Source organism: Pseudomonas sp. NY15356, assembly GCF_048068175.1.
Classification (GTDB): Bacteria; Pseudomonadota; Gammaproteobacteria; order Pseudomonadales; family Pseudomonadaceae; genus Aquipseudomonas; species Aquipseudomonas putida_K.
The window spans coordinates 67,782-92,357 of record NZ_JBLUPW010000015.1 but is presented as its reverse complement, the minus strand read 5'-3'; the positions used below and the strand labels follow the sequence as shown (position 1 = coordinate 92,357).

The window sequence follows — 24,576 nt, the reverse complement described above, 5'->3', positions numbered from 1 at the left end:
GGCAGGCATGGCGTTCACCGACCCGTTCATCCGCCGCCCGGTCCTGGCCAGCGTGGTCAGCCTGCTGATCCTGCTGCTGGGCTTCCAGGCCTGGAGCAAGCTGCAGATCCGCCAGTACCCGCAGATGGAAAACGCCCTGATCACGGTGACCACCGCCTACCCTGGCGCCAATGCCGAGACCATCCAGGGCTACATCACCCAGCCGTTGCAGCAGAGCCTGGCCAGCGCCGACGGCATCGACTACATGACCTCGGTGAGCCGCCAGAACTTCTCGGTGATTTCCGTCTACGCACGTATCGGCGCCGACACCGACCGCCTGTTCACCCAACTGCTGGCCAAGGCCAACGAAGTACGCAACAAGCTGCCCCAGGACGCCGAAGACCCCGTGCTGAGCAAGGAAGCGGCCGACGCCTCGGCCCTGATGTACATCAGCTTCTACAGCCAGCAGATGAGCAACCCACAGATCACCGACTACCTGTCGCGGGTGATCCAGCCCAAGCTGGCCACCCTGCCCGGCATGGCCGAGGCCGAGATCCTCGGCAACCAGGTGTTCGCCATGCGCATCTGGCTCGACCCGGTGAAGCTGGCAGGCTTCGGCCTGGCCGCGAGCGATGTGACCGATGCGGTGCGCCGCTACAACTTCCTCTCTGCCGCAGGCGAGGTCAAAGGCGAGTACGTGGTCACCAGCATCAACGCTACCACCGAGCTGAAGTCCGCCGAGGCCTTCGCCAAGCTACCGGTCAAGACTGCCGGTGACCGGCGCGTGCTGCTGGGCGACGTGGCACGGGTGGAAATGGGCGCGGAAAACTACGACACGGTCAGCTCCTTCGACGGCACGCCTTCGGTCTACATCGGCATCAAGGCCACCCCGGCAGCCAACCCGCTGGAAGTGATCAAGGAAGTGCGGCGCATCATGCCCACCCTGGAGTCGGAGCTGCCCGCCAACCTCAAGGTTTCCATCGCCTACGACGCCACCTTGTTCATTCAGGCGTCCATCGACGAGGTGATCAAGACCCTTGGCGAGGCGGTGCTGATCGTGATCGTGGTGGTGTTCCTGTTCCTGGGGGCCTTGCGGTCGGTGCTGATACCGGTGGTGACCATTCCGCTGTCGATGATCGGTGTGCTGTTCTTCATGCAGATGATGGGGTATTCGCTGAACCTGCTGACCTTGCTGGCCATGGTGCTGGCCATCGGCCTGGTGGTGGATGACGCCATCGTCGTGGTGGAGAACATCCATCGGCACATCGAGGAAGGCAAGACACCGTTCGAGGCCGCCCTGGAAGGCGCACGGGAAATCGCCATGCCGGTGGTGTCGATGACCATCACCCTGGCGGCCGTGTATGCGCCCATCGGCTTTCTCGAAGGCCTGACCGGCGCGTTGTTCAAGGAATTCGCCCTGACCCTGGCGGGCGCCGTAATCATTTCAGGCATCGTCGCCCTGACCCTGTCGCCGATGATGTGCGCCCTGCTGCTGCGCCACGAGCAGAACCCCAGCGGCCTGGCGCATCGTCTGGACGTGCTGTTCGAAGGGCTGAAGGTTCGCTACCAGCGCTTGTTGCACAGCACCCTGGACAGTCGCCCGGTGGTGCTGGTGTTCGCCGTGCTCGTGCTGTGCCTGATCCCGGTGCTGTTGATGTTCACCCATAACGAACTGGCGCCGGACGAAGACCAGGGCGTGATCTTCATGATGAGCAATTCGCCGCAGACAGCCAACCTGGACTACCTCAACGCCTACACCGATGAATTCACACCGCTGTTCAAGACCTTCCCCGAGTACTATTCATCCTTCCAGATCAACGGCTTCAACGGCGTGCAAAGCGGCATCGGCGGCTTTCTCCTGAAGCCCTGGAACGAGCGCGAACGCACCCAGATGGAGCTGCTGCCGCTGGTGCAGGCCAAACTCGAGGAAATCGGCGGCCTGCAGATCTTCGGCTTCAACCTGCCATCGTTGCCCGGTACCGGCGAAGGCCTGCCGTTCCAGTTCGTGATCAACACCGCCGGCGACTATCCGGCGCTGTTGGAGGTGGCCCAACGGGTCAAGGAGCGGGCCCAGGCCTCGGGCAAGTTCGCCTTTCTGGACATTGACCTGGCCTTCGACAAACCGGAGGTGGTGGTGAACATCGACCGGGCCAAGGCCGCGCAGATGGGCGTATCCATGGACGATCTGGGCGGTACCCTGGCGACGCTGCTGGGCGAAGGGGAAATCAACCGCTTCACCCTCGAAGGGCGCAGCTACAAGGTCATCGCCCAGGTCGAGCGGCCCTACCGGGACAACCCCGGCTGGCTGAACAGCTACTACGTGAAGAACGACCAAGGCCAGCTGCTGCCGCTATCGACCCTGATCAGTGTCAGCGACCGCGCCCGGCCGCGCCAGCTCAACCAGTTCCAGCAGTTGAACTCGGCGATCATCCAAGGCTTCCCGCTGGTCAGCATCGGCGAGGCGCTGCAGACGGTGCAGGCGATCGCCCGCGAGGAAGCGCCGGAAGGCTTTTCCTTCGACTATGCCGGCGCGGCGCGCCAGTTCGTGCAGGAGGGCAGCGCCTTGTGGGTCACCTTCGGCCTGGCGCTGGCGATCATCTTCCTGGTGCTGGCCGCACAGTTCGAAAGCTTCCGCGACCCGCTGGTGATCCTGGTGACCGTGCCCTTGTCGATCTGCGGCGCGCTGTTGCCGTTGTTCCTGGGGGTCTCCAGCATGAATATCTATACCCAGGTGGGCCTGGTGACGCTGATCGGGCTGATCAGCAAGCATGGCATCCTGATCGTCGAGTTCGCCAACCAGTTGCGTGAGGAAAGGGGGTTGGGCGTGCGCGAAGCGATCGAAGAGGCAGCCGCCATTCGCCTGCGCCCGGTGCTGATGACCACCGCGGCCATGGTGTTCGGCATGGTGCCACTGATTCTCGCCACCGGGGCCGGGGCGGTCAGCCGGTTCGATATCGGCATGGTGATCGCCACGGGGATGTCGATCGGGACCTTGTTCACATTGTTCGTGTTGCCGTGCATCTACACACTGTTGGCGCACCGGACGGCGGTACACGCCTGAGTGCCTGCTTTGGCCCACTCGCCGGCAAGCCGGCTCCCACAAACTGACACTGCGCCTGAGCGGGACGCTTGCTGGACAGCCGCCAATACGGCCCAGGCTCCGCTTGCTTCGTGGGAGCTGGCGGAGCCTGCGATGGGCCGCAAAGCGGCCCCTTGAGTCTGGAGGGGCTCCACCATACGAGGGCTTGGGGCTGCTTTGCAGCCCATCGCAGGCTGTCGCCAGTTCCCACCGAGATTGCGCCGCTCTCAAGACTTGCGAAATCACTGTGGGAGCCGGCTTGCCGGCGATCGGGCCGGAATGAAAACGCCAGGAGCCCGTCGTGGGCTCCTGGCGTTTTCAACCATCACGCGCTCGCTCACCCGAACGGCCGCAGCCCCTGGCGCATGCCGAACAGGAACAACAACAGGTCATTGTCCGGCTGGACCCTGACCTGCTGCTTCACCTCACGGGGCACCGCGCACAGCCCCCCGACCTCTGCCTTGCTGAACACCGCGGGACGCGGCTCTTCCCAGGCCGCCACCGCCGCGGTGGTCACCGCCAGTGCAGCCAACAGGAACAAAGCTCGAGCGATTTCTAGTTTCATTGCTCTAACCCTTTGACAGCGCTGCCAAACGCCATCTGGTAAAAATAGAGCAGTGTCTGCCAGTGCGCCTCATTGAATGACGAATGGCGCCGCAACTGGCGAAGATCGTTGTAGGCCGCACGTTGGCAGCTGATGCGCCGCCGGCACTTTTCCAGGTCCAGCAGGGCGACTTCGGCCCGGGCCTGTTCACCTTCGCCGACAACTTTGACGAATACGTGCTTGCCATACAGGCAACCATGCTGCCAGTGCCCCAGGTGCATGCGCGCCAGGTTGTCCGCCAGGTCCTTGAGCAGGCGCTCATGCAGCGCTTGCGGGTAACGCTCCACGGCACCCTCGGCATGCCAGGTGTCCAGGTCGACGAAGCCGTCCAGGGCCTCGCTCACCAACAGCGCCCGCCATTCATGGTCGGCGCCTCGTTCAGCGCCAGCGAAGACAATTCGCGGTACGCGCACGCCCAATTGTTCGAAGCTGTGCAAGGCGTCCAGCTCACGTAATACCGTCGGCCGGCCGAAGGGATGGCGCAGGCTGCGGTAGATATGCCCGACCTGGCGCTTGGCATACAGCAACTGCCCACCCGCAGCGGTCAAACGTTGCACGCCACTTTCGCCGCCACGGCGCTGATTGGGCGCTTCGACCCATTCGCCCTGTTGGCTCCAGTAGAACTCGAACTGGGAAGCTGTATTGCCGGCCACTGCCATGAAACCTACCCCTTGCGTAATACGTATACCCGCCACATGGCGTAGAACGGCAGGAAGTCCAGGCGATCCTGGATACGGAAACCTGCTGTCATAAATTCTTCTTCGATTGTATCAACTGGTAACACAAAACGATTCTGGTAACTGCCCTGCTCCGCCTTGGCGCTGCGACGGCGCTCGAGTTTCTTGCGACGCCACGCCTTGAAATTGCCATCGACCCACAGCGAGAGGATCACGCTGTCGCGACTAACCCGGTGAAACTCCGAGAGAATCGCCTTGCGATGAGCGGCCTCGCCGATGTGATGGAACAGGCGCATGCAGAAGATGTTGTCGACCGCATTGTCCGGCAGTTGGATATCGAAGGCGGAAGTCTGCAAGGGGCGTACCCGTGACACCACGTCTGCCGGCTGCGAGGCACAGGCGGTCTCGATCATCGCCGCGGAGTTGTCGGCGCCGATGATCACTCGATTGGTTTTTTCCGCCAGCAGCGGCCAGAAGCGGCCGGCACCGCATGGCAGGTCCAGCACCAGCCCCGGCTCCCCGGCCAAGGCCAGAGCACGGCGCGCCAATTGCTCGTCGCGTTGGTGCGAGAGGCGACGCGCCAGGCCGTCCTGGTGCTTGAGGAAGTACTCCTGGGCGTGCTGCCGGTCGTACTTCTCGGAAAATTCGAGTTTGATGGGGCTACGCATGGTGCTCTCCTGACTCCAAGTGCGCTCACTCTAGGGCGCCAAGCGTTGGAATCAGGTCATGCGAATGTGAAAATTACGTCAGCCCTGCAACAGGATATTTCCGAAAAATCAACGGGAAACCGGTATCTGGTCACCGGTTTCGCTATCTTCGGCAGGGGTCTTGCCCTGGCTCAGGTCCACCTGGAAACGGCAGCCATGGGGCTGGGTTGCCGTCAGGGTGACCCGCCAGCCCTGGTCATCGCAGATCCGCTGCACCAGCGACAACCCCAGGCCCAGGCCTTCACCACGACGCTCGTCACCACGCACGAAGGGGCGGAACATGGCTTCGCGCTGTTCTTCCGGGATACCCACGCCGCTGTCCTCGACACTGAAGCCGGCGGGCTCCAGGCTCAGACGTATGTAACCGCTGTCGGTGTAATGGGCAGCGTTACGTAGCAGGTTGCCCATCACCGATTGCAGGAACGTGGCGTTATAGAGCACCCGACTGGCGCTGATGCGGCCGTCGTAGTAGAGCGTCAGCCCCTTCTGCTCGATGGTGTCGCGCCACACACCGATCAAGTCGTCGGCCACCTCGCTCAAGGTCGCCTGGGAAGCTACCGCGCCTTCGTCGCGCTGGGCCCGGGCGAGCATCAGGAAGGTCTTGACCAACTCGCGCATTTCCTCGGTCGCCCGGGCGATGCGCTCCACCTGGCTGCGCGAACGGCTGTCGAGGTTCGGGTTCTCCATCAGCAATTCGCAGGAGGTGGCCAGCACCATCAAGGGCGTACGCAGTTCATGGCTCACGTCACTGGTGAACAGCCGCTCGCGGGTCAGGGCATCGCGCAGGCGGCCCAAGGTATCGTCGAAGGCCACCGCCAGCTGGCCGACTTCGTCCGCAGCGTAATCGGGGGCCAAGGGCGGCGCCAGGCCCAGTAACTGGTCACGATGGCGCACCTGTCGGGCCAGGCGGATGACCGGCGCCATCACGCGCCTGGCCAGCAACCAGCCAAGGGTCACGGCCAGCACCAGGCTGAGCATGAACCCTACGACCACGACGGCGAACAGCACCCGCTCGCGCTCTTCGAAGTCGCTCTGGTCCTGCAGCAGTACGTAATGGCGACCGTCGACGATCTCCACCATGGCGTGGTAGGACAGCTGGTCGCGGAACACTTCGTGGAAACCCGGCTTCAGATGGCGCAGGTCCTTGGGCAATTCGAAATCGTCGCGGCCTCCGCTGAAGTAGAACAGTTGGTCAGGGCGCGGTCGATGGCTCCAGTCACTGATACTGTCCATACGCAGCAAGCGCTGCAGGTCCCCACCGAGCACGGCGGAAATCAGCCGCTCCTCGACCAGGTGCACGGTGGCGACGATACCGAAGGCGAAGGCGCCGGCCACCAGCGCACTCATCAGCGCGAAAGCGATGATGATGCGCTGGGCAAGGCTCTGCTTAAACTCCATCACGGCCCTCGGCGAGGCGATAGCCGACGCCATGGACGGTATGCAGCAGCGGTTTTTCGAACGGCTTGTCGATCACCTGACGCAGTTGGTGGACATGGCTGCGCAGGCTGTCGCTGTCGGGGCAGTCGTCGCCCCACAAGGCTTCTTCGAGCACCTCGCGGCGAAGCACATGGGGGCTCTTCTGCATCAGCACGGCGAGCAGCTTGAGGCCGACCGGGTTGAGCTTGAGCAGGCGCCCCTGGCGGGTGACCTCCAGGGTATCGAGGTCATAGCTCAGGTCCGCGACTTGCAGGGTACGGCGGCCGCCCCCCTGGGAGCGGCGTAGCACCGCCTCGATGCGCGCCGCCAGCTCCGACAGGGCGAACGGCTTGAGCAGGTAGTCATCGGCACCGGAGCGAAAGCCCTGCAGGCGGTCATCGAGCTGATCGCGGGCGGTCAGCATGATCACCGGAGTATCGCGGCGGGCATCCTCGCGCAGGCGCTTGCACAGGGTATAACCGTCGATGCCCGGCAGCATGATGTCGAGCACGATCAGGTCGTAATGCTCAGTGGCGGCCAGGTGCAACCCGGACAAGCCATCCTGGGCGCAGTCGACGGTGTAGCCTTTCATGCCCAGGTAGTCGGCCAGGTTGGCGAGGATATCGCGGTTGTCTTCAACCAGTAGAATGCGCATCGGGGTCTCCTGTGCGGCGCTTTCGCTCTGCGCGGCAGGCGCAGCTTAAGGCCATCGTCCGCGCGGCGCCAGTCTTGGGCATCGATCCAGGAGGCTGACGGATTTTTCACCCATCCTTCACGAACCCAGCATAGCGGCAAGCCGACAATGGCCGGCATTTATCGCCCCTGGAGCCGTCATGCAGCAACATCCCCGCCCCCGCCCACTCAACCTGTGGTTGTACCTGGGCATCCCACTGGCTACTGCCATGGCCTTGATCCTGTTGGAATGGACGTCGCTGGACATGGATGTGGCCAAGCTGGCTTTCGACCCGGTCGCCGGCCAGTTCATCGGCCGTCACAGCTACCTGTTGGAGAACATCCTGCACGACCGGGTCAAGCAGGTGGTCATCGGCCTGGGCCTGTTGTCGATCGTCGCCTTCGTGGCCAGCTGCTTCTGGTCACGGCTGTTCGGCTGGCGTCGCGAGCTGGGCTGTCTGGTATTGTCGCTGGCGTTGTCCACTGCCTTCGTCACCCCGCTCAAGGCCGCGACCGAGGTGCAGTGCCCGTGGAGCCTGAGTCAATTCGGCGGCAAGGAGACCTACAGCAAACTGCTTGAACACCGCCCGGCCACCGACAAGCCCGGGCGCTGCTGGCCTGGCGGCCATGCGGCGACCGGTTTCAGCCTGTTTGCCCTGTTCTTCGTCCTGCGCGACCGGCGCCCACGCCTGGCGCGCGCCGCCTTCGTGCTGGCGTTCACCACCGGCACGGTACTGTCGATCGGGCGCATGCTGCAGGGCGCGCATTTCTTGTCGCACAACCTGTGGACAGCGGTGTTCTGCTGGATGATCGGGCTGGGGTGCTATTACCTGGTGCTGTATCGCCGGGGCGCAGTGACGGTGCCCGAAGCACAAGGTAGCGTTGCCTGAATGGGGGCGCTTTGCGGCCCACAGCTGTAACAAAAAAGCCCCGCACTAGGCGGGGCTTTCTTGTTACAGCAGAGGGTAAGGCTGGCTTACATCATGCCGCCCATGCCACCCATGCCGCCCATGTCTGGCATGCCGCCAGCTGCTGGCTTGTCTTCCGGCAGGTCGGCAACCATCGCTTCGGTGGTGATCATCAGACCGCCGATCGAAGCTGCGGCTTGCAGGGCCGAACGGGTGACCTTGGCTGGGTCCAGGATACCCATCTCGATCATGTCGCCGTATTCGCCGGTAGCAGCGTTGTAGCCGTAGTTGCCCGAACCTTGCTTGACCTTGTCAGCGACAACGCTTGGCTCGTCGCCGGCGTTGGCAGTGATCTGACGCAGCGGAGCTTCGACCGAGCGACGCAGCAGCGCGATACCAACGTTCTGGTCTTCGTTCTCGCCCTTGAGGTCGGCAACGGCTTGCAGGGCACGCACCAGGGCAACACCACCGCCAGGCACCACGCCTTCTTCGACGGCTGCACGGGTAGCGTGCAGGGCGTCTTCGACGCGAGCCTTCTTCTCTTTCATCTCGACTTCGGTGCCAGCACCGACCTTGATCACGGCAACACCGCCAGCCAGCTTGGCCAGACGCTCTTGCAGCTTCTCACGGTCGTAGTCCGAGGAAGTCTCTTCGATCTGGGCACGGATCTGCTTGACGCGTGCTTCGATGTCGGCGTCGGAACCGGCGCCATCGATGATGGTGGTGTTTTCCTTGGACAGGATCACGCGCTTGGCGTTACCCAGGTGCTCCAGGGTGGTGGTTTCCAGGGTCAGGCCGATTTCCTCGGAGATGACCTGGCCGCCGGTCAGGGTGGCGATGTCCTGCAGCATGGCCTTGCGGCGGTCGCCGAAGCCAGGTGCCTTGACAGCAGCGACCTTGACGATGCCGCGCATGTTGTTGACCACCAGGGTGGCCAGGGCTTCGCCTTCGACGTCCTCGGCAACGATCAGCAGCGGACGGCCGGCCTTGGCAACGGCTTCCAGAACAGGCAGCAGCTCGCGGATGTTGGAGATCTTCTTGTCGACCAGCAGCAGCAGCGGGCTTTCCAGCTCGGCAACCATGGTGTCCGGCTTGTTGATGAAGTACGGCGACAGGTAGCCACGGTCGAACTGCATGCCCTCAACGACGGACAGTTCGTTTTCCAGGCCCGAGCCTTCTTCAACGGTGATCACGCCTTCTTTACCGACCTTTTCCATGGCTTCGGCGATGATCTCACCGATGGAGGTGTCGGAGTTGGCGGAGATGGTACCTACCTGGGCGATGGCCTTGGAGTCGGCGCATGGCTTGGACAGGTTTTTCAGTTCGGCGACGATGGCGGCGGTGGCCTTGTCGATACCGCGCTTGAGGTCCATCGGGTTCATGCCGGCAGCAACGGCCTTCAGGCCTTCGTTGACGATGGCCTGGGCCAGGACGGTAGCGGTGGTGGTGCCGTCACCGGCAGCGTCGTTGGCCTTGGAAGCGACTTCCTTGACCAGCTGGGCGCCCATGTTCTCGAAGGCGTCCTTCAGCTCGATTTCCTTGGCGACGGAAACGCCGTCCTTGGTGATGGTCGGCGCGCCGAAGCTCTTGGCCAGGACCACGTTGCGGCCTTTCGGGCCCAGGGTCGCTTTGACGGCGTCAGCCAGAACGTTGACACCAACCAGCATTTTCTTACGAGCGGAATCGCCGAATTTTACGTCTTTAGCAGCCATGATCGTTTATTCCTTGAAAATCTTTGGAGTAACGGGAAGTCGGGGAAATCAGCCTTCGATGACGGCCAGGATTTCGTTTTCAGCCATGACCAGCAGGTCTTCGCCATCGACTTTCACGGTGTTACTGCCCGAGTAGGGGCCGAAAACCACTTTGTCACCCACTTTCACGGCCAGCGCGCGTACTTCGCCGTTTTCCAGGATGCGACCGGTGCCGACGGCGACGACTTCGCCGCGGTTTGGTTTTTCAGCGGCCGAACCCGGCAGGACGATACCGCCAGCGGTTTTCGATTCTTCTTCGCTGCGACGGATGACGACGCGGTCATGCAGAGGACGAAGCTTCATTGTCGATCTCTCCCAAATTGTGGTTTTCATCGGCCGGTGTCGATACCGGCGGGTTGATACGGTCCGGCGTTGCCGGTCGGGGCTCGCCCGGGCGAACCCCGTATATATGTCTGGTGTTGCCACCAGAAACCTTGCGGTGACCCATACATGTGGTCGGCGAAATCAATTACAAGGCTTGGTACGTAAAAATTTTTTTCAGGCAAAAAAACTGGGCCGCTTCGCCCCCCCTTCCTGGCACAAAGCCACGGAAGGGGCGCGAAGCGGCCCCAGCGATATTACTTGTCGCGGCGCTCGTACTCGCCCTCGATCACATTCGGGCGATGACCACCGTCACGCGGCTGCGCCTGGAACGGGTCGTCCTGGAAGGCGCGTTGGCGCATGGCCTGGGCTTCGGCACGCTGGCGCATCTTGCGTGCGGCCAGGTGGCGGGTGAACGGCAACAGGCACAGCAGGCCCAGCACGTCGCTGATGAAACCGGGCAACAACAGCAGGCCGCCAGCGACGGCCAGCATCATGCCCTGGAACATGTCCTCGGCGGGCAGTTCGCCGCGCTGCAGGCTTTCACGGGCACGCAGGGCGGTCGCGAGGCCTGCCACACGCATCACCAGCACACCCAGGGCAGAACCGGCGATGATCAACAGCAACGCCGGGAAGAAACCGATGGCGGCGCTGACCTTGACGAAGACGAACAGCTCCAGCACCGGAAAAATCAGGAACAGCAGTAGAAAAGCACGCATTCAAGGGATCCTCGGCGGAAGAAAACCTTCCAATAAGACCATCAGATGGATGCGTGTGTGCCTGTTTTCAACCCTCGACCTTCGCCGCAACCGGCCATTGGTCGGCGCGAGCCAGTAAAACCAAGGCTTCGCGAACCTGTATCGGCGTATTGCAAACAGTGGGAAACGCCAGCCAGTGGATGCCCTGACCGATTCGCAGGTGCATGCCCTCGCTGTCGATGCCCACCAGTTGCGCCGGCGCCGTGCGCGGCAGGTTGGTGAGCTCGACGTAGTGGGCGATGGCATTGGCATGGTCGTTGTTCATGTGCTCGACCATGCTCGCCTCGACTTGGCCGGCGAAGGGGTTGGCCAGGGTCACCTGGTCGAGCCAGTGGATCGCGCCGAAGCCGCCGATGTAGCGGTGACGTACAGGCTCCAGTACCCAGAAATCGAAGTCGTGCGCCTTGTGGTAGTTCGCCGCATCGGGGAAGTAGCGGTAGTAGCGCTCGGCCGCCGCCTCGATGGCGGCCTCGTCGGTGAGCTTGCAGGCCTGCGCCATGATCGTCAGCCGCCCCACGGCCTGGACATCCTCGGCATCGCGCTCGCCTACCAGTAGCGAACACTTAGCGTCCTTCTGCAGGTTATGGGTGTGCTGGGCGATACGGCTGATCAGGATCAGCGGGTGTCCATCGCCGTCCAGGCAGTACGGCACCACCGAACCAAAGGGGAAACCGGGCATGGACTTGGAATGGGTCGAAAGGACGCCACGGTATTCCTTGAGCAGCAGTTCCCGGGCGGGGCGGATGGCATTGTTACTCACGAAGCGCGCTCCTGGGCGGCGGACTGGATGCGGACAAGATAAGCACTATCACTGCCCACTGCCAATCGCCGCCTTGTCACACCCGTTGCAGGCGCGAGTCACCTTGCGCCCTACCAGGTCACCCCGAAGCCGGCCGTGTAACGGGTCTTGTCCAGGTCGCTGTCCCGGGTTCCGCTGATGATGTCCTTCTCCGCCTTGAGGTTGAGCGAGGCCCATTCGGTGACCTTGTAGCGCAGGCCCGCCTCGGCATCCAGCGAGTAATCGGCCACGCCACCCAGAGGCTTGCCGAATTCGCCATTGGTGAAGATCTCGACGCTCTTGCCGATCAGGTAGCGGTTGTAGTCCCACTTCAGCGCCGCGGAATAGAAGTTGTCCTTGCCACCGTCCCGGTATTCGAAATCGGTGCGGTTGATCAGCGAACCGAGGGAGAACGCCCCCAGCTCGTCGTCCCAGAACTGGTAGCCCGGGCCTGTACCGACGGTACGCTGGCGCGCCAAGTCCTCGATGTGGTCGCGCTTGTATTCCATGCGCCCCTGCCAGAACCACTGGTCGGTGATGAAACGGTCCAGGGCGTATTCAGCGCTCCAGTTGTTGGTGGTGGTGACGTCGTCCTTGGTCTCACGGTTGTATTCGCCTTCGGCATTGTGCCGCCAGCGACCATGGCGCGCGGTGGTCTTGAAGCTGACGTCGTAGTCGTCGGTATCGTTCTCGGCGCGCTTGTAGTCCATGGCCACATCGACGTTGCCCTTCCACAGGAAGTCCTCGACCAATGGCTTGGGCTTCATGATCTGTTCGATGCTCGCCAGGTCCACGGTCTTGGGCGCCTCGCCATTGGCCAGGGTCACCTTGCCCGGTTCGGCAGCCTTGAGCGACTTGGTCTTCTCGCCGTTGTAGGCGTCCTGCTTGACCAGCAGTTCCTGGTCGCTTTCCAGGGTCTGCACTTCTTTCCAGTCCAGGGCGATGGAACCGCCATACGGGGTTTCCAGCAACAACTTGCCGCCATCGAAGACCTTGATCTTGCCGCTGAGCCTGTCGCCGTTCTTCATCCACACGGTGTCGGCGAGCGCCGGCGCGCAGAGTGAAGCGGCAAGGATGCATAGCAGGGTTCTAGGATACATAAGCTGACTACGGGTTCGATTTACCAAAAAAAGCCGGGCATTATCCAGATCACCACGACCAGAGCAAGGACAGACCCAGACCATGCCGTTGAGTTCAACTCTCATTTACCCCGACCGCCGGTCCGCTTTCATCCACAGGCCAGGGCTGCAGTGATGCCGGCGCCCCTTCCTGGGCCAGCGGAAGATGCCGAGGGCCGACGAATGGCGCTTTACTCGGTGCTTGGCCAGATTCCGCCCGGCAAGGTCGTCAGCTATGGCCAGCTGGCCGAGCTGGCCGGCCTGGGGCGCGCAGCCCGCTGGGTCGGGCGCACGCTCGGGCAACTCCCGGTGGACACCCGCCTGCCCTGGCACCGGGTGCTGGGTGCAGGCGGCCGCCTGAGCCTGGCGCTGGGCACGCCATCGGGGGATGAACAGCGTGCTCGTCTGCGTGCAGAAGGCGTTGCAGTCGTGAACAATCGCGTCGATATGTCGCGTCATGGCTGGCGTCCGATGGAGCACAGCGGTTAGAGTGCGCGCTTTGTTTTCGCAAATGTTGAGGCAGATGTTGGCCCATGCCCCGTAAAACCTGGCGCGCTGCGCTCGCTGCCTATGCCAGCCCGTCGACCTTGGTGCTTTTGCTGCTTGGATTCGCTGCCGGCCTGCCCTACATGCTGGTGTTTTCGACGCTTTCCGTGTGGCTTCGGGAAGCAGGCGTAGCACGCGAGACCATCGGCTATGCCAGCCTGATCGGCCTTGCCTACGCGTTCAAATGGGTCTGGTCGCCGCTACTGGACCAATGGCGCCTGCCGGTGCTCGGTCGCCTTGGCCGGCGCCGCTCCTGGCTGTTGCTGTCGCAGGCCCTGGTCGTGGTCGGCCTGGTCGGCATGGGCTTGTGCGATCCACAGAAACACCTGTCCTGGCTGATCGCCCTGGCCGTGCTGGTGGCTTTCGCCTCGGCGACCCAGGACATCGCCGTGGATGCCTACCGCCTGGAAATCGCAGATGACCAGCGCCAGGCCGCCCTGGCTGCCAGCTACATGGCCGGCTACCGTGTCGCGGCCCTGCTCGCCACGGCCGGTGCGCTGTTCTTCGCCGAATGGTTCGGCTCCACCGGTTTCAGCTACCTGCACAAGGCCTGGACCGGCACCTATGTGCTGTTCGGCGTACTGATGCTACCTGCGGTGTTCACCACCCTGGTGATGCGCGAGCCGCCCGTGCCGATGCGTACCCAGCTGTCGGCTGCGCGCTACGGCCTGGTCCACCAGCTGGCGTCGGTGTTCGTGCTGATCATTCTGCTGGTGTCGGTGCCGGCGAGCTTCACGCAGATGTTCAATACCGGCTGGTCCAGCGTGATTGCTGGTGATGCGACCATGCTCGACCTGCTGCTCGAGGATCGTGCCTTCCTGCGCCTGATCCTCTATGTGCTGCTGACCTGGGCTTGCCTGTCGTCCCTGGGCCGAAGAGGCCTGGCACCGGTGTTGACGCCGGTCAACGACTTCATCCTGCGTTATCGCTGGCAGGCGTTGCTGCTGCTCGGGCTGATCGCTACCTATCGCATGTCCGATACGGTGATGGGCGTGATGGCCAACGTGTTCTACATCGATCAAGGCTTCACCAAGGACCAGATCGCCAGCGTCAGCAAGATCTTCGGATTGATCATGACATTGGTCGGTGCCGGGGCCGGCGGCCTGCTGATCGTACGCTTCGGCATCCTGCCGATCCTGTTCATCGGTGGTGCAGCCTCGGCGGCGACCAACATCCTGTTCCTGATGCTGGCCGACATGGGCCCGAACCTGGAAATGCTGGTGGTCACCATCTCCCTCGACAACTTCAGCTCGGGCCTTGCCACCTCGGCATTCGTGGCCTACCTGTCGAGCCTGACCAACCTGAAGTTCTCGGCCACCCAGTACGCACTGCTCAGCTCGATCATGCTGCTGCTACCGCGTCTGATCGGCGGTTACTCAGGGGTGCTGGTGGAGAAGTTCGGCTACCACGATTTCTTCCTGATCACGGCCCTGCTGGGCGTACCGACGCTGATCCTGATCGCCCTGCACTGGCACCAAGAGGCCGGGCGTGGCAAGCCGGCGCCTGTGGACAATTCCGCGGCCGAGCAGCCTTGATGCAGCCCATCGCGGGACAAGCCCGCGCCTACAGAGGGGGTAAGTCCCTGTAGGTGCGGGCTTGCTACGCGATGCGGCCCTAGGACCTAGACCACAGCACCTTGGTCCCGACGCCCGCCTACCACAAACCACAACGGCCACAGCGCCAATGCTCCGGCAAGGCCGGCGCCCAGGGCAAAGTGCACCAGGCTCGCCCCCGCCCCCAGCATCGCCAGCACCGCGCCACCGAGCCCCAGCAGGGCGATGGTGATCATCCCCAGCATCGCCGATACCAGCCCCTTGCTCTGCTCGCTGGCGAACAGCGTCATGCGATACAACACGGCATTGGCCACACCCAAGCCCAGCGCATACAGCGACATGCCCGCTACCAGGCTGGTCACCGTCGGCCAGTACCAAGTCGCCAGCGCCATCAGGCACAGCCCTGCCAGGTATGGCCAAAGCGCCCCGCGCACCAGGCTGGCCAAGGGGTAGCGGTCGGCGATACGGTTGATGATCAGGTTGCCCAGGATCAACCCACCGAACACCGGCAACTGCCACAGGGCGTACTCCATCGTGCTCAAACCTTCGTCAGTGATCAGCAACACCGGCGACAGGCCGATCCAGCCGATCAGCGGCAAGCCCACCAGCCCGAGCGCCGCACTGCCCGCGACGAAGCGAGAGTTGCCCAGCAGTTGGCCATAACCGGCGAGCAACGGCAGCAGGTGGATCGGCGTGAACGGCAGGCGCGAACCATCGCGGCGCTCCACGCCCAGGGTCTCCGGCATCAATCGGTAGAGCAGCGCCCAGGTCAGTACAGCGCCCACGGCAAACGCCACGAACAACCAGCGCCAATCCAGCCATTGCAGCATCAGGGTCCCCACCAGCGGCCCCAGCAGCGGCGACAACAGGGCGATGTTGGCCAACAGGGCCATCATGCGCACGGCATCGGCCTCGCTGAAGGCCTCGTTGAGCGCCGGATAGCTGACCGTCACCACGAAGCCCAGGCCAATGCCCTGCAACAGGCGCAGCAGGTTGAACAGGCCAATGTCGTGCACCCAGTAGGTGGCCAAGCACGCCAGGCCGAAGAACGCACAACCGGCCAGCAGCAGCGGCCGCCGCCCATAGCGGTCGGCCAAGGGGCCGATCAGCCACTGCAGCAGCACACCACCGAGCAGGTACAGGTTCAGGGCATGGGGAATGTATTCGGGGCTGGCCTTCAGATCGTCGACCACCACCGGCATGGCGGGCATGACCGCATCGCTGGCCAGGTAGGTCAGCAATTCGAACAGGGCCAAGGTCAGCCCGAACAGCAAGGCACGCAGGGGCGTGATGTACAGCAATGGTTTCATGGTCGAAGACAGCTTGAAAAACAGGAGGGGCCAGCCTATATGCCAGAAACGGCGGGGCGAGGCTGTGAACAAGTGTAATGGCTACCAACGCATCGCGGGGCAAGCCCGCCCCCACAGTCGTCTGTAGGAGTGGGCTTGCCCCGCGAAAGGGCTGCAAAGCAGCCCCAGGAACACCGGCTTTACTGCGCAGCCGCTTCCTGTACCACGCGGATCACCCGCTGCGGGAACGGAATGTCGATACCCTCGGCCTTCAGGCGATCACGGGCCTGTTCATTGAGCATGAACATCACGCTCCAGTAGTCAGCGGTTTTGACCCAGGCACGCAGGGAGACGGTAATGGCGCTGTCGCCCAGGGTCGACACCACGGCTTCCGGAGCCGGGTCCTGCAGCACGCGCGGGTCCTTGGCCAGCTCCAACAGAACGTTGCGAGCCTTTTGCAGATCAGCGTCGTAATCCACACCCACGTCGAACACCACCTTGCGGGTCGGCTGGCGGTTGTAGTTGGTGATGATGCCGTTGGACAGGTTGCCGTTGGGCATGATCACGGTCTTGTTGTCACCGGTGCGCAGCACGGTATGGAAGATCTGGATACTGTCGACAGTGCCGCTGACTCCTTGGGCCTCGATCCAGTCACCGACACGGAACGGGCGGAACAACAGGATCAGCACCCCTCCGGCGAAGTTGCCCAGGCTGCCCTGCAAAGCGAGGCCGATGGCCAGGGCCGAACCACCGATGGCCGCCACGAACGAGGTCGTCTCGATGCCGATCATGGAGGCCACGCTGATGACCAGCAGAACCTTCAACACGATGTTGGCGATGGTCTTGATGAAACCCTGCAATGCGGGATCAGGCGCGCGCAGGCCCACTAGCCGGCCCAGGCGGTCACTGATCTTGTTGGTCACCCACCAGCCGATGCCCAGGGTCACCAATGCCAGCAGCACACGGCTGCCGTATTCCATGATCAACGGGATCCAGGTCTGCGACTGGCGGACCAGCTGGTCCACTTCAGCATTCAAGTCCATCTATTTCATCTCCTGATGCCAAACGGCATGTACACGAAAAAAACAGGCCGCGAAGATCTCGCGGCCCCAGGTTCCGATGGACATCACTAGGCCATCAAGGTTCCTGTTTCACAAACGGTCAGTCGCGGAAGTTGTTGAACTGCAGCGGCATGTCGAATTCCTTGGTGCGCAGCAGGGCGATGGCTTCCTGCAGGTCGTCGCGCTTCTTGCCGGTGACCCGCACCTGCTCGCCCTGGATGGCGGCCTGGACCTTGAGCTTGGCGTCCTTGATGGTAGCGACGATCTTCTTGGCCAGTTCTTTATCGATACCCTCGCGGAACTTGGCTTCCTGCTTCATTTCCTTGCCGGAGGGGTAGGCATCCTTGACTTCCAGGCATTTGACGTCGATCTTGCGCTTGACCAGGGCCAGGCGCAGGATCTCGATCATCGCCTCGAGCTGGAATTCCGCCTCGGCGGTCAGGAGCACGGTCTGCTCCTTGTCCTTGAACTCGAAGCTGCCCTTGCCCTTGAGGTCGTAGCGACGGTCCAGTTCCTTCACCGCGTTGTCCACGGCGTTGGTGACTTCGTGCTTGTCCAGTTCCGATACCACGTCGAACGAAGGCATGGTTGTTCTCCAAAATAAAAGCGCGCTCGGTCGGATGGAGCGCGCCAGGTTTGACGGTTAAAATGCGGGCTCATTATAACGGGTTGCGAAACGCAGATGAGCAGCACCTGGCATATTCTCGGCGCCGGTAGCCTCGGCAGCCTCTGGGCCTGCCGCCTGGCCCGCGCGGGCAAGGCGGTGCGCCTGGTCCTGCGTGACGAACAGCGCGTGGCCGCCTACCAGGCCGTCGGCGGCCTGACCCTGGTCGAGCATGACCAGGCCAGCCGCTATGCGATCCCGGCCGAGAGCCCCGGTGCCCATGGGCCGATCCATCGCCTGCTGGTGGCCTGCAAGGCCTATGACGCCGCCCCTGCCGTGGCCCGCCTGGCGTCGCGCCTGGCCGAAGGGGCCGAACTGGTTCTGCTGCAGAACGGCCTGGGCAGCCAGGACGAAGTCGCCGAGCAGGTGCCTCGGGCCCGCTGCATCTTCGCCTCGAGCACCGAAGGCGCCTTTCGCGAGGACGACTGGCGCGTACGCTTCGCCGGGCAAGGCTTCAACTGGCTGGGCGACCCCGCCAACCCCACCATGCCGCACTGGTACGACGAACTGGCCGAAGCCGCCATCCCCGCCGAATGGACGGTGGATATCAACACCCGCCTGTGGCGCAAGCTGGCGCTCAATTGTGCGATCAACCCCCTGACGGTGCTTCACGACTGCCATAACGGTGGCCTGTTGGAACACCTGGGAGAAGTCGCCACACTGTGCGACGAGCTCGCCGCACTGCTGCGCCATTGTGGCCAGCCCCAGGCCGCCGACAGGCTGTACGAGGAAGTACAGCGGGTCATCCTGGCCACGGCAGCCAACTATTCTTCCATGTACCAGGACGTACGCCATGGTCGGCGCACCGAAGTGCACTACCTGCTCGGCCATGCCTGCCGGACCGCAGCCCGCCATGGTCTGGGCCTGCCGCACCTGGAACGCCTGCACCAGCGCCTGGTCGATAGCTTGCAGGCCCGTGGCCTGCCCAGCGACTGACGCTGCCCCATCAACCGCACAGAGGACACCGCCTCGCCCATGACCCTGCGCCAACGCCTGGAAAACCTCCCGGTCGGGCAGAAACTGCTGGCGGCCTTGCTGGTACTGCTGGTCACCATCCTGCTGGTAGCCAACCTGGCTTTCATCAGCGCCGCCTATTGGATCACCCAGGAAAGCATGGCGCCCCAGGCCCTGCACACCATCGGCCGGCTGGTATCCAACCCACAGCTGTCGGCGCGTGCCGGCGACTCGCAGGAGGCGGCCAGCGCACTGCTCAAGGAACTGGACAGCTACTCTCCCCTGCGCGCCGCCGCCCTCTATGGCGGCGATGGGCGCATGCTCGCACAGTTGCAACATGGTGACCCGCTGGCGCTGCCCAAGCGTTTTCGCAACATCAGCGGCTGGCGCATGATGGAATTTCGCAGCACCCAGCTGATCCCTCTGCCCCGCGAAGGCCAGCCCCCGGCCCACCTGCTGCTGGTCGCCAGCAGCGAACTGCCGACGGCCTTCTACACTGGCACCCTCACCGCGAGCCTGGCGATCCTGGTCTTCAGTGTGCTGCTGTGGTTGCTCATCGCCCGGCAGATCAAGCGCCTGATCACCGAACCGATCAACCAGCTCGAGGAGCTGAGCCGCCAGGTCACCCGTGAGGAAAGCTACGCCCTGCGCGCCCAACGCGGCAACGACGACGAGATCGGCAGCCTGGCCAACGCCTTCAATACCATGCTCTCGCGCATCGAGGCTCGCGAGCAACAGCTCAAGCGCACCCGCGACGAATTCCAGATGGCCTATGACCAGGCCCAGGGCCTGGCCGAAGAAACGCGACACACCAATCGCAAGCTGGAACTGGAAGTCCAGGTCCGCAGCAAGATCGAGAAGAAGCTCACGGGCTTCCAAAACTACCTCAACAGCATCATCGACTCCATGCCTTCGGCCCTGATCGCCCTCGATGAACAGCTCTACGTGACCCAGTGGAACCATGAAGCCACGGTGCTCTCCGGCACACCGCTGGACGAGGCACTGAACCAGCCGATCTTCATCGCCTTCGAGCCGCTCAAGCCGTTCCTTCCGCAACTCAAGGAAAGCGTGGAAAAACACCGCGTGGCGAAGATCGAACGGGTCACCTGGCCCAAGGGCGAGGACGTGCGCCACTACGCCCTGACCTTCTACCCGTTGACGGGCGGCGGAGGGCGTGGCGTGGTGATCCGCATCGACGACATCACCCAGCGCCTCTCGCTGGAAGAGATGATGGTGCAGTCGGAGAAGATGCTCTCGGTGGGCGGGCTCGCCGCGGGCATGGCCCACGAGATCAACAACCCCCTGGGGGCCATCCTGCACAACGTGCAGAACATCCGCCGACGGCTGTCGCCGGAGCTGCCTCGCAACCAGGAGCAGGCGGCCGAGCTGGACATCGACCTGTCCAGCGTCAACCGCTACCTGGAAAGCCGCGAGGTGCCCCAGCTGCTCGATGGCATCCAACAAGCCGGCGCGCGCGCAGCGAAGATCGTCACCCACATGCTCAGTTTCAGCCGCCGCAGCAACCGTCAGCTGGCGCCCTGCGATCTGCCGGCGCTGATCGACCAGGCCGTGGAAATCGCCGGCAACGACTTCGATTTGGCCATCGGCTTCGACTTCAAGGGCCAACACATCGTGCGTCAATTCGACCCGGCACTCGGGCCAGTGCCCTGCACGGCCAACGAGCTGGAGCAGGTGCTGCTCAACCTGCTCAAGAACGCCGCCCAGGCCATCCACCAGCGCCCGCAAACCAGCGAACCGGGGCGCATCACCCTGCGCACCCGGCTCAACCCGCCGTGGGCGGAAATCCAGGTGGAAGACAATGGCGTCGGCATGCCCGAAGCCGTACGCAAGCGAACCTTCGAACCGTTCTTCACCACCAAGGAGATTGGGCAGGGCACCGGCTTGGGCTTGTCGGTCTCGTATTTCATCATCACCAACAACCACAAGGGGCAAATGGAAGTGCATTCCGCCCCCGGCCAGGGTACCTGCTTCACCTTGCGCCTGCCCCTTGGCCAACCGGCGCCGACGGCACCGGGCACCACGGAGGCATGACATGGGCTATCGCCTGTCGAAGATCTACACCCGCACCGGCGACAAAGGCGAGACCGGCCTGGGCGATGGGCGCAGGGTGCCTAAGGACCACCCACGCATCGAAGCCATTGGCGAGGTGGACAGCCTCAACAGTCAACTGGGCCTGCTGCTCGCAGGGCTCGCCAGCGAAGGGCTGCAGGAGGTGATCGAGGTCCTTGCGCCCTGTCAGCACCGGCTGTTCGACCTGGGTGGCGAGTTGGCGATGCCCAGCTACCAGGCGTTGGATTCCCAAGAGGTCGAACGGCTGGAAGCGGCGATCGACCGCTGGAACGAAGAGCTGGGGCCGCTGAAGAACTTCATCCTGCCCAGCGGCTCGGCGCTGGTGGCCCAGGCCCATGTGTGCCGGAGCCTGGCGCGGAGCGCGGAGCGGCGTTGCCAACAGCTGAATGCGCTCGAGCCGCTGGAGGGGGTCGGGTTGGCGTATATCAACCGATTGTCGGACCTGCTGTTCGTGGCGGCGCGGATCATCGGCCGGCGGCAGGGGGTGGCTGAGGTGTTGTGGCAGCCTGCGGATAAGCCTAACGGCTGATTTTTGGGGCTACTTTGTAGCCCATCGCCGGCAAGCCGGCTCCCACAAGGACCGCACAGGGCTTGAGTTCTGTGCAGGCCCTGCGGGAGCCGGCTTGCCGGTGATGGGCCGCAAAGCGGCCCCGATTACTCAGACTTCAGGCCAGAACGCCCGGATCCCGGCAACACCCTGTGCTCCGGCATCCCAGGCTTGCTCCCGCTCACCGGCACCGACGCCTCCGAGCAGGAACACCGGATGGTTGATCCCCTGGATCAACCGCCTCGCCTGCTCCCATCCCAGCGGCGTGGCGTCCGGATGAGTCTGGGTCGCCTGCACCGGCGACAGGGTGACGAAGTCCACGCCCATTTGCTCGGCCAGGGCCAACTCCTCGGCATCGTGGCAGGACGCCGCCAGCCAGCGCGCCTTGGGGAAGGGGCGGCCATTGGCAGCGTACTTGCGCAGCTGTGCCGAGGTCAGGTGCCAGCCGGCGGAAGGGAAATCCCCCAACCACTCCAAGGGCCCCTTGAGCATCAGCTGGGCCTTGCCGGCACACAGGCCGACCGCATCCACCGCCACGTCGCGATACTTGGGGTCGTACATGTCCGGTGCACGCAGCTGGATCAGGCGGATACCGCCGGCGATGGCCTTCTGGATACCGCGCAGCAGCTGCGGCGCGTCCAGCCCGTCCGGGGTGATCAGGTACTGGTCTGGCAGGCGGGCGGCTGCCACGATCGGCGTGTTGGCCTCGGGGAAGTCATACTGCCCCAGGTCCCGGGGCGCCACCCAGGCCAGCGGCTGGCCTTCGGCGCCATGGGGCTCGCCGGTGAAACCGTCGACTTCACGGACATCCAGCAGCACCTGCTTGTCCGGGTAATCATGGCTGACCTTGATCAGCGGCCGGGAACGGGTCACCTCGATGCCCAGTTCCTCGCGCAGCTCACGGGCCAGCGCCGCCTCGACGGCCTCGCCCTCCTCCACCTTGCCGCCGGGGAACTCCCACAGGCCGCCCTGGTGCTGGGTGTCGGCGCGCCGAGCGATCAGGATGCGCCCATCGATACCACGAATGACTGCTGCTACCACATGAATCCGCTTCACCCTTCACGCTCCGCCAGGCCTGCCTTCTGCCAGGCCTGGAAGGCCGGCCACTGGTAGATGGTCTCGATGTACGTGGCCGCTTGCGCAGGCACTTCGACGCGGTAGGTACGCAGGCGCACAGCCACCGGGGCGAAGAAGGCGTCGGCCAGGCTCGGCTTGCCGAACAGGAACGGGCCGCTTTCCTTGGCCGCCAGCCGGCATTCGGACCACAGGGCGACCATACGATCGATATCCACCTGGACATCCAGCGGGATGCTTTCCAGGCCCTCGTCGCGAGACAGGTCGAATGGCATGGCACTGCGCAGGGCCATGAAGCCGCTGTGCATCTGCGCGCAAGCCGAGCGGGCCTGGGCACGGGCAGTGACATCGGCAGGCCACAGCTGGGCGTCGGGGTGGCGCTCGGCCAGATACTCGGCGATGGCCAGGGAATCGGCGATCACACCATGCTCGGTCTTGAGCAGCGGCACCTTGCCACTGGTCGAGAACTCGAGGATGCGCTTGCGGGTGTCGGGCTGGTTCAGTTTGATCAGCGTTTCTTCATAGGGCACGCCAGCCAGCTCCAGGGCCAGCGCGCCACGCAGCGACCAGGAGGAGTACAGCTTGTCGCCGATGATCAGGTGATAGCTCATGGTTCGGCTCCATTGGTTTGGAAATTCGTGGCTGCCTTGCAGCCCATCGCGGCACAAGGCCGCGCCTACCTGGGCCCGGGAGTAGCCGCCGTTTGCCCCGAAAGGGCCGCGTCGCGGCCCCACCGGAATCAGGGGCCGTATTCAGCGGTGATCTTCACGTACTCGTGGGACAGGTCGGTGGTCCAGATGGTTTCGCTGCATTGGCCACGGCCCAGCTCGATGCGAATGGTGATTTCCTCCTGGGCCATCACCTTGGAACCCTGCTCTTCGGTATAGCTCGGGCTACGACCACCCTTGCTGGCGATGCAGACGTCATCGAGGAACACGTCGATCAGGCTGACATCCAGCGCCGGTACGCCGGCACGGCCGACCGCGGCGAGGATGCGGCCCCAGTTGGGGTCGGAGGCGAACAGCGCGGTCTTGATCAGCGGCGAGTGGGCCACGGCGTAGCCGACGTCCAGGCACTCCTGGTGGTTGCCGCCGCCATTGACCTGCACGGTGACGAACTTGGTGGCGCCTTCACCGTCGCGCACGATGGCCTGGGCCACTTCCATGCACACCTCGAACACGGCCTGCTTCAGGGCGTCGAACAGCGCACCGCGGGCTTCAGTGACTTCCGGCAGGTTGGCCTTGCCAGTGGCGACCAGCATGCAGCAGTCATTGGTCGACGTGTCGCCGTCGATGGTGATCCGGTTGAACGACTTGTTGGCGCCGTCGAGCAGCAGGTCCTTGAGCACGCCCGGCGCGACCTTGGCGTCGGTGGCGATGTAGCCGAGCATGGTGGCCATGTTCGGGCGGATCATCCCGGCGCCCTTGCTGATGCCGGTGACCGTGACGGTGACGCCGTCGTGCTGGAACTGGCGGCTGGCACCCTTGGGCAGGGTGTCGGTGGTCATGATGCCGGTGGCGGCTTGCGCCCAGTTGTCTTCCGACAGGTCGTCCAGGGCGGCCTGCAGCGCACCCTCGATCTTCTCGACCGGCAGCGGTTCGCCGATCACGCCGGTGGAGAACGGCAGTACCGTGCTGGCATCGACACCCGCCAATTCGGCCAGCTTGGCGCAGGTGCGCTCGGCGGCGGCGAGGCCCGGCGCGCCGGTGCCGGCATTGGCGTTGCCGGTGTTGGTCAGCAGGTAGCGCACGGTGCCTTGTACACGCTGCTTGGAGAGGATCACCGGTGCTGCACAGAAGGCGTTGAGGGTGAACACACCCGCGACGCTGGAGCCTTCGGTGCAACGCATCACCACCACGTCCTTGCGCCCAGGGCGCTTGATGCCGGCAGACGCGATGCCGAGTTCAAAACCGGGAACCGGGTGCAGGGTGGGCAAAGGACCAAGACCAACAGCCATTAGAGCGCTCCTAGAAAATACGGTGGACAGGTGATGGAAGAGCGAGGCCGCTTCGCACCCCATTCGCGGCAC

The 24,576-nt window shown here is 63.7% G+C and carries 23 protein-coding genes; 7 read left to right on the top strand and 16 right to left on the bottom strand.

All coding sequences use genetic code 11. The features are described from left to right. Positions 1-7: 7 nt before the first annotated feature. On the top strand, positions 8-3,040 hold the full coding sequence (locus ACNFCI_RS14070; protein ID WP_368829553.1) for a multidrug efflux RND transporter permease subunit: 3,033 nt from the start codon (positions 8-10) through the stop codon (positions 3,038-3,040). 355 nt (positions 3,041-3,395) lie between these two features. On the opposite strand, the gene ACNFCI_RS14065 is transcribed toward ACNFCI_RS14070, so the two are convergent. The 5 genes from ACNFCI_RS14065 to colR form a co-directional block, all read right to left on the bottom strand. Then, positions 3,396-3,623 (bottom strand): hypothetical protein, encoded by a 228-nt coding sequence (locus ACNFCI_RS14065; protein ID WP_084855811.1) that lies wholly within the window; start codon positions 3,621-3,623, stop codon positions 3,396-3,398. Further along, a complete protein-coding gene (locus ACNFCI_RS14060; protein ID WP_368829554.1) occupies positions 3,620-4,321 on the bottom strand; it encodes a lipopolysaccharide kinase InaA family protein in 702 nt (233 codons plus the stop codon). The genes ACNFCI_RS14065 and ACNFCI_RS14060 overlap by 4 nt, the downstream gene beginning before the upstream one ends. Before the next feature lie 5 nt (positions 4,322-4,326). Beyond that, a complete protein-coding gene (locus ACNFCI_RS14055) occupies positions 4,327-5,007 on the bottom strand; it encodes a class I SAM-dependent methyltransferase (protein WP_368829555.1) in 681 nt (226 codons plus the stop codon). 108 nt (positions 5,008-5,115) lie between these two features. After that, positions 5,116-6,444, bottom strand: a complete 1,329-nt coding sequence (locus ACNFCI_RS14050) for a sensor histidine kinase (RefSeq protein ID WP_084855808.1) — start codon at positions 6,442-6,444, stop codon at positions 5,116-5,118. Beyond that, positions 6,434-7,117: a two-component system response regulator ColR gene (gene colR / locus ACNFCI_RS14045; RefSeq protein WP_043213544.1), complete on the bottom strand. Its 684-nt coding sequence runs from the start codon at positions 7,115-7,117 to the stop codon at positions 6,434-6,436. Before colR ends, ACNFCI_RS14050 begins: the two co-directional genes overlap by 11 nt. Before the next feature lie 178 nt (positions 7,118-7,295). Between colR and ACNFCI_RS14040 the strand changes: the two genes are divergently transcribed. Continuing rightward, positions 7,296-8,024: a phosphatase PAP2 family protein gene (locus ACNFCI_RS14040; RefSeq protein WP_084855807.1), complete on the top strand. Its 729-nt coding sequence runs from the start codon at positions 7,296-7,298 to the stop codon at positions 8,022-8,024. 86 nt (positions 8,025-8,110) lie between these two features. Here the strand turns inward: ACNFCI_RS14040 and groL are convergent, their stop codons facing one another. The 5 genes from groL to ACNFCI_RS14015 all read right to left on the bottom strand — a co-directional run bounded on the left by groL (position 8,111) and on the right by ACNFCI_RS14015 (position 12,750). Next, positions 8,111-9,754 (bottom strand): chaperonin GroEL, encoded by a 1,644-nt coding sequence (gene groL / locus ACNFCI_RS14035; protein ID WP_084855806.1) that lies wholly within the window; start codon positions 9,752-9,754, stop codon positions 8,111-8,113. Positions 9,755-9,802: 48 nt separating this feature from the next. After that, positions 9,803-10,096 carry a co-chaperone GroES gene (locus ACNFCI_RS14030; protein ID WP_012274036.1) on the bottom strand — a complete coding sequence of 98 codons (294 nt, stop codon included), beginning with the start codon at positions 10,094-10,096 and terminating at the stop codon, positions 9,803-9,805. Between the two features lie 275 nt (positions 10,097-10,371). Next, entirely contained in the window at positions 10,372-10,833 is a 462-nt protein-coding gene (locus tag ACNFCI_RS14025) for an FxsA family protein (protein ID WP_324813589.1), read from the bottom strand. 67 nt (positions 10,834-10,900) lie between these two features. Continuing rightward, positions 10,901-11,632: a HugZ family protein gene (locus ACNFCI_RS14020; protein ID WP_368829556.1), complete on the bottom strand. Its 732-nt coding sequence runs from the start codon at positions 11,630-11,632 to the stop codon at positions 10,901-10,903. Between the two features lie 110 nt (positions 11,633-11,742). Continuing rightward, positions 11,743-12,750, bottom strand: a complete 1,008-nt coding sequence (locus tag ACNFCI_RS14015; protein WP_368829557.1) for a DUF481 domain-containing protein — start codon at positions 12,748-12,750, stop codon at positions 11,743-11,745. A gap of 153 nt (positions 12,751-12,903) precedes the next feature. Here ACNFCI_RS14015 and ACNFCI_RS14010 point away from each other — a divergent pair, with 153 nt between their 5' ends. Together ACNFCI_RS14010 and ACNFCI_RS14005 are read left to right on the top strand one after the other, a co-directional pair. Further along, complete coding sequence (locus ACNFCI_RS14010) at positions 12,904-13,257, top strand: MGMT family protein (RefSeq protein ID WP_324813581.1); 354 nt, start codon at positions 12,904-12,906, stop codon at positions 13,255-13,257. A gap of 44 nt (positions 13,258-13,301) precedes the next feature. Then, positions 13,302-14,849 (top strand): AmpG family muropeptide MFS transporter, encoded by a 1,548-nt coding sequence (locus ACNFCI_RS14005; RefSeq protein WP_084855801.1) that lies wholly within the window; start codon positions 13,302-13,304, stop codon positions 14,847-14,849. A gap of 86 nt (positions 14,850-14,935) precedes the next feature. Here ACNFCI_RS14005 and ACNFCI_RS14000 read toward each other — a convergent pair whose 3' ends face one another. The 3 genes from ACNFCI_RS14000 to ACNFCI_RS13990 all read right to left on the bottom strand — a co-directional run bounded on the left by ACNFCI_RS14000 (position 14,936) and on the right by ACNFCI_RS13990 (position 17,803). Then, positions 14,936-16,177 carry an MFS transporter gene (locus ACNFCI_RS14000; protein ID WP_084855800.1) on the bottom strand — a complete coding sequence of 414 codons (1,242 nt, stop codon included), beginning with the start codon at positions 16,175-16,177 and terminating at the stop codon, positions 14,936-14,938. A 179-nt stretch (positions 16,178-16,356) separates the two neighbouring features. Continuing rightward, the gene (locus ACNFCI_RS13995; protein ID WP_084855799.1) at positions 16,357-17,199 is read right to left on the bottom strand and encodes a mechanosensitive ion channel family protein; all 843 of its coding nucleotides are present in this window, start codon (positions 17,197-17,199) and stop codon (positions 16,357-16,359) included. 118 nt (positions 17,200-17,317) lie between these two features. After that, a complete protein-coding gene (locus ACNFCI_RS13990) occupies positions 17,318-17,803 on the bottom strand; it encodes a YajQ family cyclic di-GMP-binding protein (protein ID WP_084855798.1) in 486 nt (161 codons plus the stop codon). 96 nt (positions 17,804-17,899) lie between these two features. On the opposite strand from ACNFCI_RS13990, the gene ACNFCI_RS13985 reads away from it, so the two are divergent. Genes ACNFCI_RS13985 through ACNFCI_RS13975 form a run of 3 tightly spaced genes read left to right on the top strand, consistent with a single transcriptional unit; the run spans position 17,900 to position 21,455 of the window. Further along, a complete protein-coding gene (locus tag ACNFCI_RS13985) occupies positions 17,900-18,817 on the top strand; it encodes a putative 2-dehydropantoate 2-reductase (RefSeq protein WP_084855797.1) in 918 nt (305 codons plus the stop codon). A 39-nt stretch (positions 18,818-18,856) separates the two neighbouring features. Then, positions 18,857-20,887 (top strand): ATP-binding protein, encoded by a 2,031-nt coding sequence (locus ACNFCI_RS13980; protein WP_368829558.1) that lies wholly within the window; start codon positions 18,857-18,859, stop codon positions 20,885-20,887. Position 20,888: 1 nt separating this feature from the next. Next, complete coding sequence (locus ACNFCI_RS13975) at positions 20,889-21,455, top strand: cob(I)yrinic acid a,c-diamide adenosyltransferase (protein WP_084855795.1); 567 nt, start codon at positions 20,889-20,891, stop codon at positions 21,453-21,455. A gap of 129 nt (positions 21,456-21,584) precedes the next feature. Here ACNFCI_RS13975 and ACNFCI_RS13970 read toward each other — a convergent pair whose 3' ends face one another. From ACNFCI_RS13970 to argJ, 3 genes are all read right to left on the bottom strand, one after another. Further along, the gene (locus tag ACNFCI_RS13970; protein WP_368829559.1) at positions 21,585-22,529 is read right to left on the bottom strand and encodes a Nudix family hydrolase; all 945 of its coding nucleotides are present in this window, start codon (positions 22,527-22,529) and stop codon (positions 21,585-21,587) included. Beyond that, positions 22,526-23,158: a glutathione S-transferase family protein gene (locus tag ACNFCI_RS13965; protein WP_084857299.1), complete on the bottom strand. Its 633-nt coding sequence runs from the start codon at positions 23,156-23,158 to the stop codon at positions 22,526-22,528. The genes ACNFCI_RS13970 and ACNFCI_RS13965 overlap by 4 nt, the downstream gene beginning before the upstream one ends. Positions 23,159-23,286: 128 nt before the next feature. Beyond that, on the bottom strand, positions 23,287-24,504 hold the full coding sequence (argJ, locus tag ACNFCI_RS13960) for a bifunctional glutamate N-acetyltransferase/amino-acid acetyltransferase ArgJ (RefSeq protein ID WP_416768022.1): 1,218 nt from the start codon (positions 24,502-24,504) through the stop codon (positions 23,287-23,289). Between the last annotated feature and the right edge of the window lie 72 nt (positions 24,505-24,576).

Coding starts and splice junctions, on each gene's coding strand:
- ACNFCI_RS13965 (WP_084857299.1), bottom strand. CDS start 23,158: ATGAGCTATCACCTGATCATCGGCGACAAGCTGTACTCCTCCTGGTCG.
- ACNFCI_RS14070 (WP_368829553.1), top strand. CDS start 8: ATGGCGTTCACCGACCCGTTCATCCGCCGCCCGGTCCTGGCCAGCGTG.
- ACNFCI_RS14025 (WP_324813589.1), bottom strand. CDS start 10,833: ATGCGTGCTTTTCTACTGCTGTTCCTGATTTTTCCGGTGCTGGAGCTG.
- ACNFCI_RS14065 (WP_084855811.1), bottom strand. CDS start 3,623: ATGAAACTAGAAATCGCTCGAGCTTTGTTCCTGTTGGCTGCACTGGCG.
- ACNFCI_RS14040 (WP_084855807.1), top strand. CDS start 7,296: ATGCAGCAACATCCCCGCCCCCGCCCACTCAACCTGTGGTTGTACCTG.
- ACNFCI_RS14000 (WP_084855800.1), bottom strand. CDS start 16,177: ATGAAACCATTGCTGTACATCACGCCCCTGCGTGCCTTGCTGTTCGGG.
- colR (WP_043213544.1), bottom strand. CDS start 7,117: ATGCGCATTCTACTGGTTGAAGACAACCGCGATATCCTCGCCAACCTG.
- groL (WP_084855806.1), bottom strand. CDS start 9,754: ATGGCTGCTAAAGACGTAAAATTCGGCGATTCCGCTCGTAAGAAAATG.
- ACNFCI_RS13975 (WP_084855795.1), top strand. CDS start 20,889: ATGGGCTATCGCCTGTCGAAGATCTACACCCGCACCGGCGACAAAGGC.
- ACNFCI_RS13980 (WP_368829558.1), top strand. CDS start 18,857: ATGACCCTGCGCCAACGCCTGGAAAACCTCCCGGTCGGGCAGAAACTG.
- ACNFCI_RS13990 (WP_084855798.1), bottom strand. CDS start 17,803: ATGCCTTCGTTCGACGTGGTATCGGAACTGGACAAGCACGAAGTCACC.
- ACNFCI_RS14010 (WP_324813581.1), top strand. CDS start 12,904: ATGCCGGCGCCCCTTCCTGGGCCAGCGGAAGATGCCGAGGGCCGACGA.
- ACNFCI_RS14015 (WP_368829557.1), bottom strand. CDS start 12,750: ATGTATCCTAGAACCCTGCTATGCATCCTTGCCGCTTCACTCTGCGCG.
- argJ (WP_416768022.1), bottom strand. CDS start 24,504: ATGGCTGTTGGTCTTGGTCCTTTGCCCACCCTGCACCCGGTTCCCGGT.
- ACNFCI_RS14050 (WP_084855808.1), bottom strand. CDS start 6,444: ATGGAGTTTAAGCAGAGCCTTGCCCAGCGCATCATCATCGCTTTCGCG.
- ACNFCI_RS13985 (WP_084855797.1), top strand. CDS start 17,900: ATGAGCAGCACCTGGCATATTCTCGGCGCCGGTAGCCTCGGCAGCCTC.
- ACNFCI_RS14005 (WP_084855801.1), top strand. CDS start 13,302: ATGCCCCGTAAAACCTGGCGCGCTGCGCTCGCTGCCTATGCCAGCCCG.
- ACNFCI_RS13995 (WP_084855799.1), bottom strand. CDS start 17,199: ATGGACTTGAATGCTGAAGTGGACCAGCTGGTCCGCCAGTCGCAGACC.
- ACNFCI_RS14060 (WP_368829554.1), bottom strand. CDS start 4,321: ATGGCAGTGGCCGGCAATACAGCTTCCCAGTTCGAGTTCTACTGGAGC.
- ACNFCI_RS14030 (WP_012274036.1), bottom strand. CDS start 10,096: ATGAAGCTTCGTCCTCTGCATGACCGCGTCGTCATCCGTCGCAGCGAA.
- ACNFCI_RS14055 (WP_368829555.1), bottom strand. CDS start 5,007: ATGCGTAGCCCCATCAAACTCGAATTTTCCGAGAAGTACGACCGGCAG.